The organism is Moorena sp. SIO4A5 (genome assembly GCF_010672005.1).
Lineage (GTDB): Bacteria > Cyanobacteriota > Cyanobacteriia > Cyanobacteriales > Coleofasciculaceae > Moorena.
On sequence record NZ_JAAHHZ010000035.1, the window covers coordinates 52,194 to 67,909 of the forward strand.

General features: G+C 44.2%; 11 protein-coding genes and 1 tRNA gene. 9 read left to right on the plus strand and 3 right to left on the minus strand.

Translation table 11 applies throughout. The annotated features are described in order from the left end of the window. Positions 1-50: 50 nt before the first annotated feature. A tRNA-Ser gene (locus F6K57_RS13065) sits at positions 51-135 on the plus strand. A 216-nt stretch (positions 136-351) separates the two neighbouring features. On the opposite strand, the gene F6K57_RS13070 is transcribed toward F6K57_RS13065, so the two are convergent. After that, positions 352-906, minus strand: coding sequence for a Dps family protein (locus F6K57_RS13070; RefSeq protein ID WP_293026416.1), 555 nt, complete (start codon positions 904-906; stop codon positions 352-354). Positions 907-1,220: 314 nt separating this feature from the next. Between F6K57_RS13070 and F6K57_RS13075 the strand changes: the two genes are divergently transcribed. Beyond that, entirely contained in the window at positions 1,221-1,778 is a 558-nt protein-coding gene (locus F6K57_RS13075; protein ID WP_293068185.1) for a (2Fe-2S) ferredoxin domain-containing protein, read from the plus strand. A gap of 540 nt (positions 1,779-2,318) precedes the next feature. After that, complete coding sequence (locus F6K57_RS13080; protein ID WP_293068188.1) at positions 2,319-2,645, plus strand: hypothetical protein; 327 nt, start codon at positions 2,319-2,321, stop codon at positions 2,643-2,645. A gap of 201 nt (positions 2,646-2,846) precedes the next feature. Here the strand turns inward: F6K57_RS13080 and F6K57_RS13085 are convergent, their stop codons facing one another. After that, positions 2,847-3,236 carry a nuclear transport factor 2 family protein gene (locus F6K57_RS13085; RefSeq protein ID WP_293068191.1) on the minus strand — a complete coding sequence of 130 codons (390 nt, stop codon included), beginning with the start codon at positions 3,234-3,236 and terminating at the stop codon, positions 2,847-2,849. A gap of 390 nt (positions 3,237-3,626) precedes the next feature. On the opposite strand from F6K57_RS13085, the gene F6K57_RS13090 reads away from it, so the two are divergent. The 6 genes from F6K57_RS13090 to F6K57_RS13115 all read left to right on the plus strand — a co-directional run bounded on the left by F6K57_RS13090 (position 3,627) and on the right by F6K57_RS13115 (position 10,826). Further along, entirely contained in the window at positions 3,627-4,490 is an 864-nt protein-coding gene (locus tag F6K57_RS13090) for a Tab2/Atab2 family RNA-binding protein (protein ID WP_293068194.1), read from the plus strand. 82 nt (positions 4,491-4,572) lie between these two features. Beyond that, positions 4,573-4,701 (plus strand): hypothetical protein, encoded by a 129-nt coding sequence (locus F6K57_RS13095; protein WP_293026424.1) that lies wholly within the window; start codon positions 4,573-4,575, stop codon positions 4,699-4,701. Then, entirely contained in the window at positions 4,698-6,032 is a 1,335-nt protein-coding gene (locus tag F6K57_RS13100) for a TldD/PmbA family protein (RefSeq protein WP_293068197.1), read from the plus strand. The genes F6K57_RS13095 and F6K57_RS13100 overlap by 4 nt, the downstream gene beginning before the upstream one ends. 87 nt (positions 6,033-6,119) lie before the next feature. Further along, a complete protein-coding gene (locus F6K57_RS13105; protein WP_293068200.1) occupies positions 6,120-8,747 on the plus strand; it encodes a chloride channel protein in 2,628 nt (875 codons plus the stop codon). Positions 8,748-9,228: 481 nt separating this feature from the next. Then, the gene (locus tag F6K57_RS13110; protein ID WP_293068203.1) at positions 9,229-9,636 is read left to right on the plus strand and encodes a hypothetical protein; all 408 of its coding nucleotides are present in this window, start codon (positions 9,229-9,231) and stop codon (positions 9,634-9,636) included. A gap of 335 nt (positions 9,637-9,971) precedes the next feature. Continuing rightward, positions 9,972-10,826: an Rpn family recombination-promoting nuclease/putative transposase gene (locus F6K57_RS13115; RefSeq protein WP_293068206.1), complete on the plus strand. Its 855-nt coding sequence runs from the start codon at positions 9,972-9,974 to the stop codon at positions 10,824-10,826. A gap of 30 nt (positions 10,827-10,856) precedes the next feature. Here F6K57_RS13115 and F6K57_RS13120 read toward each other — a convergent pair whose 3' ends face one another. Continuing rightward, positions 10,857-15,599, minus strand: a complete 4,743-nt coding sequence (locus tag F6K57_RS13120; RefSeq protein WP_293068209.1) for a HEAT repeat domain-containing protein — start codon at positions 15,597-15,599, stop codon at positions 10,857-10,859. Between the last annotated feature and the right edge of the window lie 117 nt (positions 15,600-15,716).

Genomic DNA, 15,716 nt, shown 5'->3' on the forward strand with positions numbered 1-15,716 from the left:
CTAGAAATAGTCGCCATCCGAGCCCACGGATTGTTAATATAGATTTGCCTGGAGAGGTGGCAGAGTGGTCGATTGCACTCGACTTGAAATCGAGCGAGCCGAAAGGCTCCGGGAGTTCGAATCTCCCCCTCTCCGTTTTATATTTTATATTTGTTAACAGTTGAGACTTGAGGGTTGACGGTCAACCCTCAAATTTTTTTTCTTGATGCAAAGGGCGAGTCAGAAAGTAGGTTTAAGTTCATGTAGGGTGGGCAGTGCATCAGACAGATAATGAAGCTTGCAAAGCACGTTGGTAGGCACTGCCCACCCTACGATTCATGACAATGGTGCAAGATCTCAGTTCACGTAGGTTTAGTTTGCTCCATTGCCCATAAATCCCATTACTAGGCTGTCCGGAGCCAGGAAATGACTCAAATGATAAGCTCGCTCTTCAGTCTTGAGCAAGATTTTCTCATAGAGATAGCGGGTGGCTCGATCACCTAGGCTTTCTGCTTGAGCGGCTTGACTGCGTACTAACTGAATGATTGACTGCTCAGCTGCTAAGTCATGCTCTACCATCTGGCGAGAGTTGTAAACTCCATCAGATTCAGGAGTGAAGCAGCACAATTCAGCTAATTTGGCAAAACTAGTAGCTGGAATTCCTCCTAGTCCATTCAAACGCTCTCCTAAGTCATGGACATGATCTTGAGCATCGTCGTAGCTTTCTTCAAAGAACTTATGCAAGGAGTAAAACTCTGCTCCTTCCACAACAAAGTGGTGTTTTTGATATTGCAGGTACAACCCTTGGAAGCTGGCTAAAGCAATGTTTAATCCTTCACAAACTGGGGTGGTAACGTTTTTTTCCAGCAAAATTGGATTGTCAGCAATTTCACCAAAGGAGCGTAGTAGACCCTGAGTTGTAGACATAATAGTGTTCTCCTATCGTTTTCATTAAGTGTAGCTTATTGCCAGGCTTTTATGTAGGCTAACACATATCATTTTATTTAACCTAGACTCTCAAAGGTCCCTAATAACACAATTTTTAACTTCTTCAGAACCTCTGTTGACGATAATTTGTGATAGATTAGTTGAGAGATATTTTCTATTAGTCACGACTCCGTGAACGGGATTTGTCTTGGTTAAATCGGATTAAACCCAGCACATTGCCAAGATTCAGTCCACAAAAATGGCCATTTTTAAGGTTGATTAAAGAAAAACAGTTTTCCTAGAGGTAAATAACTATGTCTAAGTTGAAAGAGCCAGTCTCAGAGTTTAGTGTAGTAGGACAGTTATTAGACTTTGTCATTAAGGATGGCTATAAAATCAAGTACTTAAGAATTACTGTTTCAGATATCGAATATTGGATTAAGTTATCTAAACCTCTCAGAGAGAACTTAGATCCAGCCATTATCCCTGGGGCGTGGATTGAGGTGAGTGGCACCAGTAAACTAAAGCTCAAAACTGGAAAACTTAAACTGAAAGCCTATGAGGTGAACCTTGCTGCTCCCCCCCACCAGCAGCCAACAACTGTTTTGGTTCCCAAAACTCCCACCCGCAAAGCGAGCATTTTAGTTTGTCAGAAATCCAGTTGTCGGAAACGGGGGGGTCAAGCGGTCTGTAATGCGATCGCATCGAGTTTAAAGGACCATGGTTTAGAAGACCAAGTCAAGATTAAAGAAACTGGCTGCCTCAAACAGTGCAAACATGGCCCTAACCTAGTGATGATGCCAGACAAAGCTCGCTACAACCAAGTGGCTCCCCAGCAAATTCCCACCCTGATCGAACGACACTTTGTCTAAAACATTGCTCTAGTATTAATCATGGGGAGATGGGCAGGATGGTTTGATTCTCCTAAGCACGCCCTCAGGCTAAAGCCTGGGGTGACATGAGTCTAGTCCACCTAGGTGACGAAATTTTTCTTTTATACTCGACACGGGCATCAACTCTGCTTTCTATCTTTTCTCCCCTCTGATTAATACCAAGTTGCCTTCATACCTAGCACTTTCTTCCCATCACCCCATCACCCCATCACCCCATCACCCGATCTCCCTATCGATTTCCCTAGCATTGAGGTGATTCGCCAACAGGAGCATAACTTGCTATGGAGGGTTTTCAAGTTTTTCAAAAAATAATTGATAATTTTTTTTGTTTATGTGATAATCTACTCTGTAAAGACGATACTCTATATCTCTAGTGGCAAACGCCATAACATTGGTAATTGGGGGTTAAAAGGAATAAACTCTTCCCCAGTTACCTGTTCCTGAACCCTATAGGGGATTCGGTTTTCCTGGAAATCTATTACTAAAAATTATTAATAAGCAAACGTTGAGTTATCGATCATGGACGATAAAAACAATCCGGATAGCCAACAGAACCCTTCCCAAAAGTCGGGAAATTGGAAATTTACGTTTTTAGGGGGAATGTCCCAAACTGGGCCTTCAGACGATAACCAGGCAAAACTGCCCCAGACGTTTGCTAATCAAGAATCATTTCCGTTAGCCCTGTCTCAGGTTGGCGATCGCGTCCAGATTCTTGGCTTCAAAACCCAAAAGATGGTCAATCAATTCCACACCAGAGGGTTGACCCCAGGAGCAGAACTTCAGGTGATCAGCCGTACTTCTAGTGGTTCAGTGATGTTGCTGTGCAAGATTATTACATTGGCTTAGGGTCAGCTATGGCTAACCAAATCCTAGTGACTGACTCAGAGCATTGAAGATTACTGCTGTCGGACTTACAGCAAAAACCCGCTTTCTTCAAGTAATTACACCGATTTCAGCTTTTGATTTATAGCGATGCAGCAAGGGAACAGGGGGTCCCCTCCATGAGCGACTGCATCAAGACAACCAGAAACCAGGTTTTATCTGAAGTCACCCCATCAGTGGACTGCCGTGATGATGGACCAAATACCAAGAGCCAGCCATAAGCTCAAACATATTGGTTGCTATGGATTCTGCCTCAATCCTTCTACCCTTGCTCACTTGCAACACTTTTTCTAGCACAACAACGTAGGCAATAGTTTCCCTGACTTCAGTAGCAATAATCTCTGGTTCAATTTCCAGGTATTGGGTATTCTTGAATATCATTTCCCAAGATGAGCTAATCTCCCGCCAACCTTTGATTACATCACGTCCGGGGTGAATACAAAGACTACCAGTGCCTTGAGACCAGACCTTACTCATGGCTTCAATGTCCTTTTTCTCAAAAGCTCGATAAAACGCTGTGTTGGCGGCTAATACGTCTGTGCGATCGCTACTCATAGTTTTTTGTTGACTTTCACAATTGTGAATAGCTTTAATTATATATAGTTAAATCGAATTAATCACATCTAAGCAGTCAGTGGTCAGCCGTCAGCCGTCAGCCGTCAGCCGTCAGCCGTCAGCCGTCAGCCGTCAGCCGTCAGCCGTCAGCCGTTGGCACCTCAAGTATCGTGGCACAGGCTTCGACGCTGTGACCTAACCCATAGCGCATAAGCTGTTCAAGTACCGTGCGCTATGGGCATAAACTCATAGCTAATAGCTGACCGCTGATAGCTGATAGCTGATAGCTGATAGCTGATAGCTGAAAGCTGATAGCTGATAGCTGATTGCTTACGGATTGCGCTCTTGGAGCCGTATCATAAATATGGGTGAGATTATGTTAATGGTGGCATGGAAACAATTTGGGAACTCGATTTTTACTCCCGCCCAATTTTGGACGACAATCAGAAAAAACTTTGGGAAGTCTTAATATGCGAGAGTCCTTTGGACATCAATCTCTCACCTGAGACACTGTTTCAATACGCCAGTTGGTGTCCCAACCAGCAGGTGAATTCAATTTGGTTGGGGCAGGCTTTGGCAGATGCGATCGCAAAAGCTCAACAGCCACCAACCAAGATTCGCTTCTTTCGGCGTCAGATGAACAATATGATTACCAAAGCCTGTAATGAGCTGAATATTCCAGCTCAACCCAGCCGTCGCACCTATGCTTTGGAGCGATGGTTAAAACAAAGGATAGAGGACTTTTATCCCAATCAACCGGGCTATGACCCCGCAGCCGCTGCTTCCTCATTTGTCCGTTATCAATCCCCCATCCCGAAACCATTACCCGATGCCTTGCAGGGACAGAAGTGGGCAGTTGTAAGTCTACAAGCCGCTGCCTTTGAGGAAATGAATGAGTGGGAGATTGACTTTGGTGAAGCTTTCCCGGTCTCGATCATGGACATTGCCCCAGAAACGCCCATTCCCGGTCTGATTATATTTTCCCAACGAGCTAAACCCCTAGCGGCATGGATGTCAGGTTTGGAGCTATCCTTTGTCAGACTTGACACTAGCGATGATACGCCAAAGTTCTTACTGGAAACTGGTGCCAATGATAGCTGGATTATCGCTAACCTGACCAAACCCCAAATTCTGGCAGAGGCAAAAAGCTTTGAAGAAGCAAAGCAGAAAGCTAATCTTGTCCATTTTCTGGCCGTACAATCGAGTCCAACCTCAGAACGGTTTGCCGGATTTTGGCTATGCCGGGAGTTATAAGACAAGGCAAAAGGCAACAGGCAAAAGGCAAAAGGCAAAAGGCAGAAGGCAGAAGGCAGAAGGCAGAAGCTAAAAATAAATTGTGAGTAATTTTTCTTACCTACTCCCTACTCCCTACTCCCTACTCCCTACTCCCTACTCCCTACTCCCTACTCCCTACTCCCTACTCCCTACTCCCTACTCCCTACTCCCTATTCCCTTTGCTATATGAGTGCTGAAACTATACCCCAAGAGCTGCAAGCTGAACAACTGTTAGACTTAGCAGCTAAATCAGGAGCGACTAGTGCAGAGGTTTATCAGTCGCGGACGCTTTCTCGTCCTGTGTTTTTTGAAGCTAATCGGCTCAAACAAATCGAAAGTAGTCAATCGGAAGGGACAGCGCTACGGTTATGGCGAGACGGACGTCCGGGACTAGCAGTGGGCTATGGAGCAGTGGCAGCCCAAGATTTAGTAGACCGGGCAATGGCCATGACTGCACTCAATGAACCGGAATCCATAGAACTGGCTGATGGTCCTAGCGCTAACTATTCCGACTCACCAGAAACTATACCGATAGAAGAACTAGTAGCAATCGGCTCGGATGCGATCGCATTAATTCGCGATGCCTACCCAGAAGTATTGTGTACCGCTGAGTGGGAATGGGAGTCAGAAACCACTAGCCTAATTAACTCCGAAGGATTACATTGCTCTTACACTGACACAATCCTCAGTTATTTCCTGGGGGTTGAATGGGTTAGGGGTGAAGACTTTTTAAGTGTCGGTGATGGTACAGAAATTCGATTAAGCCCATCTGAGCCCAAGGAAACCCTAAACACTAACAAAGTCCTAGAGCAAATTTTACAACGCCTCAACTGGGCAACGGAAAATGTCTCTACTCCGAGTGGTCGTGTGCCAATTTTGTTGACGTCTAAAGCAGCGGATTTGCTATGGGGCACTGTGGAAGCAGCCTTAAATGGAAAACGGGTACTTGAAAAAGCGACCCCCTGGAGTGATAGTCTAGGTCAGGTGGTTACCTCAAAAAACCTGACCCTGTTTCAACAACCCAATCCTGAATTTCCCTACAGTTGCCCCTTTGATGATGAAGGCACCCCTACCCAATCCCTAGTATTTATCAGTGAAGGGCAATTGCAACAGTTTTTTTGCGATCGCACTACCGGTCGCTTACTGGGAACTGGCACAACAGGCAATGGATTTCGCCCTAGCCTAGGCAGCTACCCAACCCCTGATCTAGTCAACTTACTGATTAAACCAGGCCAAGGGTCACTCAATGACTTAATTGGGCAATTAGACCAAGGATTAGTCATAGACCAGATTCTCGGCGGTAGTGCTGGCATCTCCGGTGACTTTTCCGTCAATGTTGAGTTAGGGTATCGAGTCCAACAAGGCAATATTATTGGTAGAGTCAAAGACACCATGGTAGCTGGGAATGTCTACAATACCCTTAAACAGTTAGTAGTACTAGGTGATGATGCTGACTGGCAGGATAGCATCTATACACCCTCTCTAATTGTGGAAGGACTATCGGTAACCTCTAGTCATTAGTGGGTTAGTTGTAACTAGAGAAATTATCCTGGTATTTAGAAAGTACCTAGGAATAATCACTAATGAAAATTAACCAATGATCAATCAATGATCAATCCCATTACCCAATGGCTGATCCCCAAAAGAAGTCTTGCCCTTGCCGAAGCCTGTCTGATTGGATTGGTCTCAGGACTCTCAGCAGTATTACTCAAACACAGTATTGGCTGGTTAGGGAGTTGGCGGCTTCAAGCATCTGTGATCCTACCCCCTAGCTTTGCCCTACCTGCTTTTGGACTCTGCTTAGGATTACTGTGCGGATTCCTGATTGAGTTTCTAGCATCAGAGGCAACAGGTAGTGGCGTACCTCAGATTAAAGGTGCCCTTGCTCGGTTTCCTATCGCGATGAATTTACGGGTGGCTGCGGTCAAGTTGGTCAGTACGATCCTATCTCTGGCGGCGGGAATGACCATGGGACGGCAAGGCCCAACGGTTCATATTGGAGCAGCTTTGGCAGCTCAATTGACTCGTTGGGTACCCACCTCTCCTGATCACCGACGTCAAATGATTGCTGCTGGGGCTGGGGCTGGATTAGCCGCTGGGTTTAATGCTCCCCTGGCTAGTGTAGCCTTTATCTTTGAGGAACTGTTACCAGATTTATCTAGTATAACTCTGGGTAGTGCTATTATAGCATCCTTTATTGGTGCGGTGGTTTCCCGGCTCTTGGGTGGAGGTACCCTAGAGCTGAATCTGAAACTAAGCAACTTTTCCAGCACCTTTGACGCTCGTGAGATTCCCTTCTATTTATTGTTGGGGGTGTTGGCTGGATTGCTAGCAGCTTTGTTTAATCAGGGAATTCTGGCCAGTCTGAATTTTTACGACCGCCTTAAGCTCAGATTACCATTGCGGATTGGTATAGCTGGGATGCTTGGTGGGTGTATTGTAGCACTGCTACCGGAGCAGTTCCATAACAACAGTGGTTTGCGGGAGTTGTTGCTCAGTGGTAATGTCGGCTGGAAATTTACCAGTCTCGCTTTTGTAGTCTACTTCTTACTAACCATAATTGCCTATGGTTCTGGAGCACCAGGGGGGTTGTTTCATCCGTCCCTAGTTTTGGGTTCCGCATTAGGCTATTTAGTCGGTATCGGTGAGTATCATGTGCTCGAATTAGGTTATCCGATTACCTACGCCTTGGCAGGGATGGGAGCATTTTTTAGTGCGGTTTCCAAGGTACCGATCACAGCGATTGTGATCGTGTTTGAGATGACAACGGACTTTAATTTAGTCCTACCGTTAATGATCACCTGTGTGGTTTCCTACCTAGTTGCCGATCAATTAGCCAAAGGGTCTCTCTATCAACGTTTGTTGGAGAGGAAAGGCTACAGCTTGCCTCAAGTAAAGGTGGATAAAAGAACCTTAGCTGGTTTGAAAGCATCTGACATTATGCAGCGCCGGGTAGAAACCCTAGGGAGTCAGATGACCTTAGAGCAAGCCATTCAGACCTTTAGTAACTCTAGTCATCGCGGCTTTCCAGTAGTTGCTCAGGGTAAATTGGTCGGGATAATTACTCAAGAAGATATTGCCAAAAATCGAGACCAACTGCCTGGAAACACCCCTATAAAAGAGGTGATGACTCCACAACCGATAACAGTTAGACACAATGATACCTTAAGCCACGTTCTCTACATTCTTAATCGTTATAAACTCAATCGGTTACCTGTTCTAGAAAACAGGAAGTTAGTTGGAATCATTACCTTTAGTGATATTATTCGTGCCGAAGCTAACCAACTTAGTGGGGAAAAAGAGCAACTAGGACCAAGTCCTGATCCGTCCTATGGCGTCTATTATACTCGGGCTCCAGCTACCGGCAGTGGACGGATGTTGGTTCCCTTAGCTAATCCCCAATCAGCACCAGTATTGTTGGAAATAGCTGCTGCTATTGGCCGCGATCGCGACTATGAAATCGAGTGTTTGCAGGTAATACCCATCTCTCGCAGCAGTAGTCCTGCTCAGACAGCAGTTGATACTACCAAAAGTCGCCGATTGCTACGGAAAGCTGAAAGGCTAGGGCGACGCTTGGAAATGCCAGTTCACACCCAAATCCGGATATCCCACGATACCGCTCAAGCAATTCTAGAAACGATTAAACAACGACATATTAATCTGATTTTGATGGGATGGAAAGGAGCACCATCTAATAGTCCTAATCAGATTTTTGGTAATATTATCGATACCTTGATTCGACAAGCTCCCTGTGATTTAGTCTTGCTGAAATTACCCCAAGGCAAGGAAGTAGTAGAAGATGTTAAATCTACTAAGTACGGTTCACTAGCTAAGACCTGGAAGCATTGGTTAATCCCCATTGCTGGTGGACCCAATTCCAGGCGTGCCCTACAATTAATTCCGATACTAGCAACCCTTGCTAAAGCAGAGAAAATCGTAGTAACTCAGGTTTTTAACCCTCAAGCTGGGGAACCTGTAATGACTAGCTTGGAAAAAGCTACCTATTTCCTCAAACAGCAACTCAAAGGTATTAGTAATGTGGCATCAATTCCAATCCGTTCCTATTCTGTTTCTGATGCTTTAATTCGTTTAGCCAAGGCTCACAAGTATGATGTAGTCGTGATCGGAGCTAGTCGAGAGGGATTATTGGAGCAGGCGATCCATGGCAATATTCCAGAAGCGATCGCACGGGGTGTTGACAGTACTGTGATTTTAGTTAGGGAAGCGCTTCATTAATTAGGGAATCGGGAGTCGGGAGTCGGGAGTCGGGAGTCGGGAGTCGGGAGTCGCGTAGGGTGCGTTAGGGGCGGGCTGGCACTAATTTTCCGTCTCTTCGCGCCTTGTTGGAACAGCCCGCCCCGTAACGCACCACTGGGTCAAACTATCAGCTATCAGCTTATGCGCTACGCGCACGCTACGCGAACAACTAAAGGCTGATTGCTGACCGCTGACCGCTGACCACTAACCGCTAAAAACTGACATTTTATAATTCTATGTTCCAATTTCAGCTATCAATTAAACCAGTAACCATGCTAACCCTTGAATTGTAACTAATTATTACAAAATTTACAAATTGCCTTGACTTTTTTTTGTTTTAGGTTGACAATAAAAGTACCCAATGGTTATACTATAATCATGAAAAAAAAGCCGCGCTTTCTGCCGAGCAAGCGCCAAGCGCGGCTTTCTACCCAATTACAATTGAGGTAATTCTATAATAATGCGAAAAAAACGATTTGTTTATCTTCCCATCGATTACCACGAAGCGATAGAGCGTCTTGAGCAGCTTGCACAGCTTGAACAGAGGGAGTCTCAGGAGGAAAATTCCTATCCCTATCCCATCACTGAGCGCGAGCAAATCCTAATCCGACTGTACAGTTACTGCCAATTGGGCATGACACCGCAACAGTTCTACCAGAAGTGGGACTTGACGAGGGAAGATATGGCCTTGATCTGCTCCTGTTCCGTTCAAACCGTTAACGGCTGGTTTAGCACCAGTCGTCGCTGTTACCCTCCGACTGCTGGTCACTTGCGCCATCTGGCCATCATGGATTTCTTGCTTGAAGATTTTGAAACAATTCCTAAACCGTTATTGGAGCGATTGTGCTCGAAGGAGGTCAGAATTTAGAATTTAGAATGAAGAATTTAGAATTAAAAATGAAGAATGCAGAATGGTGAATGAAGAATGAAGAATTAAGAATGAAGAAAACATAATTATACATTATACGTTCCCAATTCTAAATTTTCAATTCCCAATTCCCAATTCTAAATTTCCAATTCTAAATTCTACATTCTATAGCAATTCTGTTTCCCATGAGGTACCAATGGATCCCCCTAAATCCCCCTTAAAAAGGGGGACTTTGAGGTTGCTCACTGTACCTCATACATGCAATAAACGCTATAAATTATACATTCCCAATTCTAACTTCTAACTTCTAACTTCTAACTTCTAACTTCTAAAATATGCTTTTCCCCTTGCCAGATAAATACATTGACCTGCTCACGGATTTCGGCTTTAAGCGCGTCTTTGGCACTGAGCCCAACAAGGCACTGTTGATCGATTTCTTGAATACGCTGTTGCCTCCCCACCATCAGATTCAGGATGTTACCATTAAGAATCCCGAGTTTTTGGGTAATACTTTAGTGGATAGAAGAGCGATTTTTGATATTTATTGTCAGAGCACAACCGGTGAACGCTTCATTGTGGAAATGCAAAAGGCAAAACAAAATTTCTTCAAAGACCGCAGTGTTTACTATTCCACTTTCCCCATCCAAGAACAGGCGCAACAGGGAGATTGGAATTATCAGCTAACCGCAGTCTACACCGTTGGTATTCTGGATTTTATTTTTAATGACCATAAGCAGGATTCAGAATTGTTGCATGTGGTAGAGCTAAAAAACCAGCGGTGTGAAGTGTTCTACGATAAGTTGAAATTCATCTATGTGGAGCTACCAAAATTTACTAAATCTGTTGATCAACTAGAAACCCATTTTGACAAGTGGTTATTTTTATTCAGGCATCTTGCCCAATGTAATGCTCCCCCTGAACCCTTGCAAGAGGATGTGTTTGCCCAGCTGTTTGAAGTAGCCGAGATTGCCAACTTTTCTTCTGAAGAGCAAGCCCTGTATCAGGATAGCCTCAAGGTCTATCGGGATATGTATAGTGTTACTCAAACCTTGATTCAAGAAAGTCTCGAACAAGGTAGACAACAAGGTATAGAACAGGTTGCTAAACAGATGAAGGCAGCAGGATTACCCCTGAAGGATATTGCTCAATATACGGGGTTGAGTGTGGATGAGATTAATCAGTTGTCGTAAGAATGCACCCCCCGTAACGAACCACTGTATCTATTCTTTTCTTAATTTTTCTAATTGGTCCTTAGCAAACTTCCGCAGTTTAGGATCAGGGTCATGCTCTGCTCTATCTTGCAATAAGGATCGGGTTTGGGAATGGTTAGGATAATATTTCAGGATGGCCTCAAGAGCTATTTTTCGAGGATTGTATGTCCTTTGTCCCTTATGCTCAAAGGGGTCATGGAGAGTGCGATCGCATAAAAATTCCCATAACCAAGGCTGGTCTTGCCCACCTTCAGCTAACTGTTCAAATGAATAGTTATAACAGCGAGCCCATTCTTCAAGTAGGGGTAAGATATATGGGTGGTCTTTCCAACCTTGAGCTAACTGTTTAATTGTTGTAGCTCGCACCCTCGAATCAGGATCAGAGCAAGCCCATTCTTCAAGTAGCACTAAGGTATCGCGATGGTCTTGCCAACCTTGAATTAACTGTTTAATTAAGGTATGGTGATGGTCTGGCCAACCTTGAATTAACTGTTTAATTACTTTATCTCGCATCTTCCAATCAGTATCAGAGCGAGCCCATTCTTGAAGTAGGGTTATGGTATCGCGATGGTCTTGCCAACCTTGAGTTAACTGTTCTAGTACTTTAAGTCGCACCCTCGAATTGAGATCACAACGAGCAGATTGTTGAAGTAGGCGTAAGGCATATCGATGGTATTGCCAAGCTTGAGCTAACTGTTCAATTGCTTCACCTCGCACCGACGAATCAGTATCAGAGCGAGCCGATTGCTGAAGTAGGCATAAAGTATCGCGATGGTCTTTGTAACCTCGAGCTAACTGTTCAATTGCTGTACCTCGCACCAACGAATCAGTATCAGAGCGAGCCCATTCTTGAAGTAGGGGTAAAGTATCTGGGTGGTCTTTGTAACCTTGAGCTAACTGTACAATTGCTTTAACTCGCACCCTCGAATCAGTATCAGAGCGAGCCGATTCTTGAAGTAGGGCTAAGGTATCGCGATGGTCTTTGTAACCTTGAGCTAACTGTTCAATTGCTCTACGTCGCACATCCGAATCAAGCTCAAAGTGAGCCGATTTTTGAAGTAGGGGTAAGGTATCTGGGTGGTTAGGATAGTATTTGAGGATGGCATTAAGGGCTACTTCTCGAGGATTGGTCTCCCAGTCTTCCTTACGCTCAAAAGGATCATTGACAGTGCGATCGCATAAAAATTCCCATAACCAAGGCTGATCGTGCCAACCTTGAGCTAACTGTTCAATTGCTGTACCTCGCACCCTCGAATCAGTATCAGAGCGAGCCGATTCTTGAAGTATAGGTAAAGTATCTCGGTGGTCTTGCCAACCTTGAGCTAACTGTTCAATTGCTGTACCTCGCACCTTCGAATCAGTATCAAAGCTAGCCGATTGTTGAAGTAGGGGTAAGGTATCTCGGTGGTCTTGCCAACCTTGAGCTAACTGTTCAATTGCTGTACCTCGCACCTTCGAATCAGTATCAAAGCTAGCCCATTTTTGAAGTATAGCTAAGGTATCTGGGTGGTCTTTGTAACCTTGAGCTAACTGTTTAATTGCTATAGCTCGCACATCCGAATCAGTATCAGAGCGAGCCGATTTTTGAAGTATAGCTAAGGTATCTGGGTGGTCTTTGTAACCTTGAGCTAACTGTTCAATTGCTGTAACTCGCACATCTAAATAAGTATTAGAGCGAGCCCATTCTTGAAGTAGCGCTAAGGTATCTGGCTGGTCTTTGTAACCTTGAGCTAACTGTTCAATTGCTTTACGTCGCACCCTCGAATCAGTATCAGAGCGAGCCGATGCTTGAAGTAGAGCTAAGGTATCTGGGTGCTTAGGATAATATTTGAGGGTGGCATTAAGGGCTATTTGTCGAGGATTTTCTATCCAGCTTTGCTTACGCTCAAAAGGATCATTGACAGTGCGATCGCATAAAAATTTCAATAACCAAGGCTGATCGTGCCAACGTTCAGCTAACTGCTCAATTGCTGTACCTCGCACCCTCGAATCAGTATCAGAGCGAGCCCATTTTTGAAGTAGGCGTAAAGCATCTGGGTGGTCTGGCCAACCTTGAGCTAAGTTTACAATTGCTGTACTTCGCACCTGCCAATCAGTATCACAACGAGCCGATTCTTGAAGTAGAGCTAAGGTATCTCGGTCGTCTTTGTAACCTTGAGCTAACTGTTCAATTGCTTTACGTCGCACCTCCCAATCAGTATCAGAGCGAGCCGATTCTTGAAGTAGGGCTAAGGTATCTCGGTCGTCTTTATAACCTTGAGCTAACTGTTCAATTGCTTTACGTCGCACATCCGAATCAAGCTCAAAGTGAGCCGATTCTTGAAGTAGGGCTAAGGTATCTCGGTGGTCTTTGTAACCTTGAGCTAACTGTTCAATTGCTATACATCGCACCCTCGAATCAGTATCAGAGCGAGCCCATTTTTGAAGTAGGGCTAAGGTATCTCGAGGGTCTTGCCAATGGGTGGCTATTGCTACAACAGCTTTGCTGCGAATATCATCGCATGATAATTCATGGAGAAAGACTTTAGTGCGAATATCCTTGACCAAGATTCCCCTAACTCCATCCCGGTAATAAGAATACTTTCGAGCATTATCAATTAAGTCTTTGAAGCAATTCAGTAATCGAGTATCCGTTGATTTAATCTCATAGCGATTCCTAACTTCAGACAAACAATCCCCTGCCAAAAATAAATTACCAAACTTATCCTCTTCTCCATCTTGTGCCATCAAATACTCAATAATCTCTCCCGCTTTCTTAGAATCAACCATGCCCACAATCAACCTCAGCACTTCATGCCAAGATTCATTCCGCCAGTGCTTACCAAATACCTCAGTTTTCAACTGTTCTAGGGAAATCTCCTGTTTTTTCTCAAATTTCCTGACAAATTCCCAAGCACAGAAATATTCCAAAAATGTCCGATGCACAAAAGCGTAATAATCAGCTCCCATGAAACACAAGATAAAATTGCGGGTGCGCAACTGATTAATCATCACCTTAGCCACGGCTCTGGGATTACTAACCTCCCGTAATTTCAGCTCCTCTTTGATAATCCGTTCTAAATCTTCGCCACTAATCAGATTTCCCGCTAACCCCGCTTGATTACCCTGCATGAAATATGCCACTTTTCCTAGCATCTGTTGCTTATCTTGATAATCAATAGTCTTGGGGTCAAGACGATTATCTTCTAGTAATGCTCGTTCCACATCCCATTGATGGAGCAGTAATCGAGACGATTGGTTATAGAGTTCAGAGCGGTCACGAGGCAATTCTTGATTGCGATTCAGGATTGCCATCATCGTTAGTAATAGGGGATTTCCCGCCAGTTGTCGAATCGGGGAGGATGTCTCAATTGCTTTTTGTAAGCGCTCCCGTTTCCTAACTTTATCCCCTTGATCAGTAAAGGTTAATTCATGCCACTGGTAGATAAACGTTTCAATTTGTTCCGACTCCAAGTCTTGGAGCATAACATGACTAAATTCAGCATCCCTTAGCCGTTGGGGTTTATAACCAATTACCCGAGATGTAACAATTACTCTTACTTTAGGATACTGATTCGTAAAGCGATGAATATCCGTAATAACATCCTCTCGTTTCCCTGGCTCAAACACTTCATCCAAGCCATCAAACATCACTAACACCTTACCATCTTTTAACTGCTGATCAAGGTCATGTTGATTCAGATGACATATCGCTCCACTACTTTGATGGCAGAATTCCAAAAAGTTATTACATTGTCCACTATCGCGATTCCGGATATAAGTGCGTAATTCAATCAGTAAGGGAATTAGTAGAAAACTCTCAGTAGTTAGATCGGTTCTTGCCCACTCCAATGCTAAATATTGCAGCAAGGTAGATTTACCAGAGCCTGGGTCTCCTAAAACCACCAAATAGCGATAGCCTTGAGAGTCTTTAATCACATCCAATACGGATTTTATCGGCTGTTGATAATAACGCTTTTTAGCTCGTTGCAACTCCTCTTGGTCAATTTCCTTGTCTAGTTGACCACTCTCTAGCAGTTTTTGATAATAATCCTTAGGCAGTTCATGAATCGCCTCCGGCATCAGGTCATGAACCTCTCGCACATTTTGTGGGATAAATATCCTCCAGAGTTTTAGTTGATTATATGCACAGCCACTAGTATCTAAACTATCCAATTTGACATTACCGTAGCTCTCTAGGAGTGCTTCCTGATATTCCCTTAAGTCAAAATCTGGGGTAATTCCTGCTTTCGTATTTTCTGCGATCGCTTCCAAGGTTTGGGAATCCCGGATAGGCCGTAAATCATCGGATTCCCGAATAATCGTTTTTACTTCCTTGAGATACCGTTTACCAATATAGTGCCAATCAAATCCTTCCGGTAATGGGAATAAGTCAAGCTCAATCCAAGTCTTATCTAATTTTTCGGTATCTATTCGTTTACAGCCATACTTAAACGCACTGCCCAGGATAGCTTTAATGGATTTATGTTTAATATACTGCTTGAGGGGTTTAGTATACTGTTTTACGTCTTGCTTAGATAAATCAGCATCTTCTAATTCTTCTTCCACTAAAGCCATAAATTCTTTTAAAGCTTTACCGAAGAGTTTTTTCTGGGTATTTTGATCGGATAGTCCGGTATACTCTTTGATAGACTCTTTGAAAAACTCTTTAGTGTAGTCTTCTAGAGCCTCTTTGGCCAAGGGACCAATTACTTCCTTGGCGAGATAGCCACCGGCACTATAAATTCCCCAAATTGCTAACCAATCCAGCATCTTATTGGTAGTTGTTTTTTGGTTTATTTATCATTATAGAGCAAAGGGAGTAGGGAGTAGGGAGTAGGGAGTAGGGAACAGCGGATCTGGGAACAGGGAATCGGGAGTCGGGAGTCG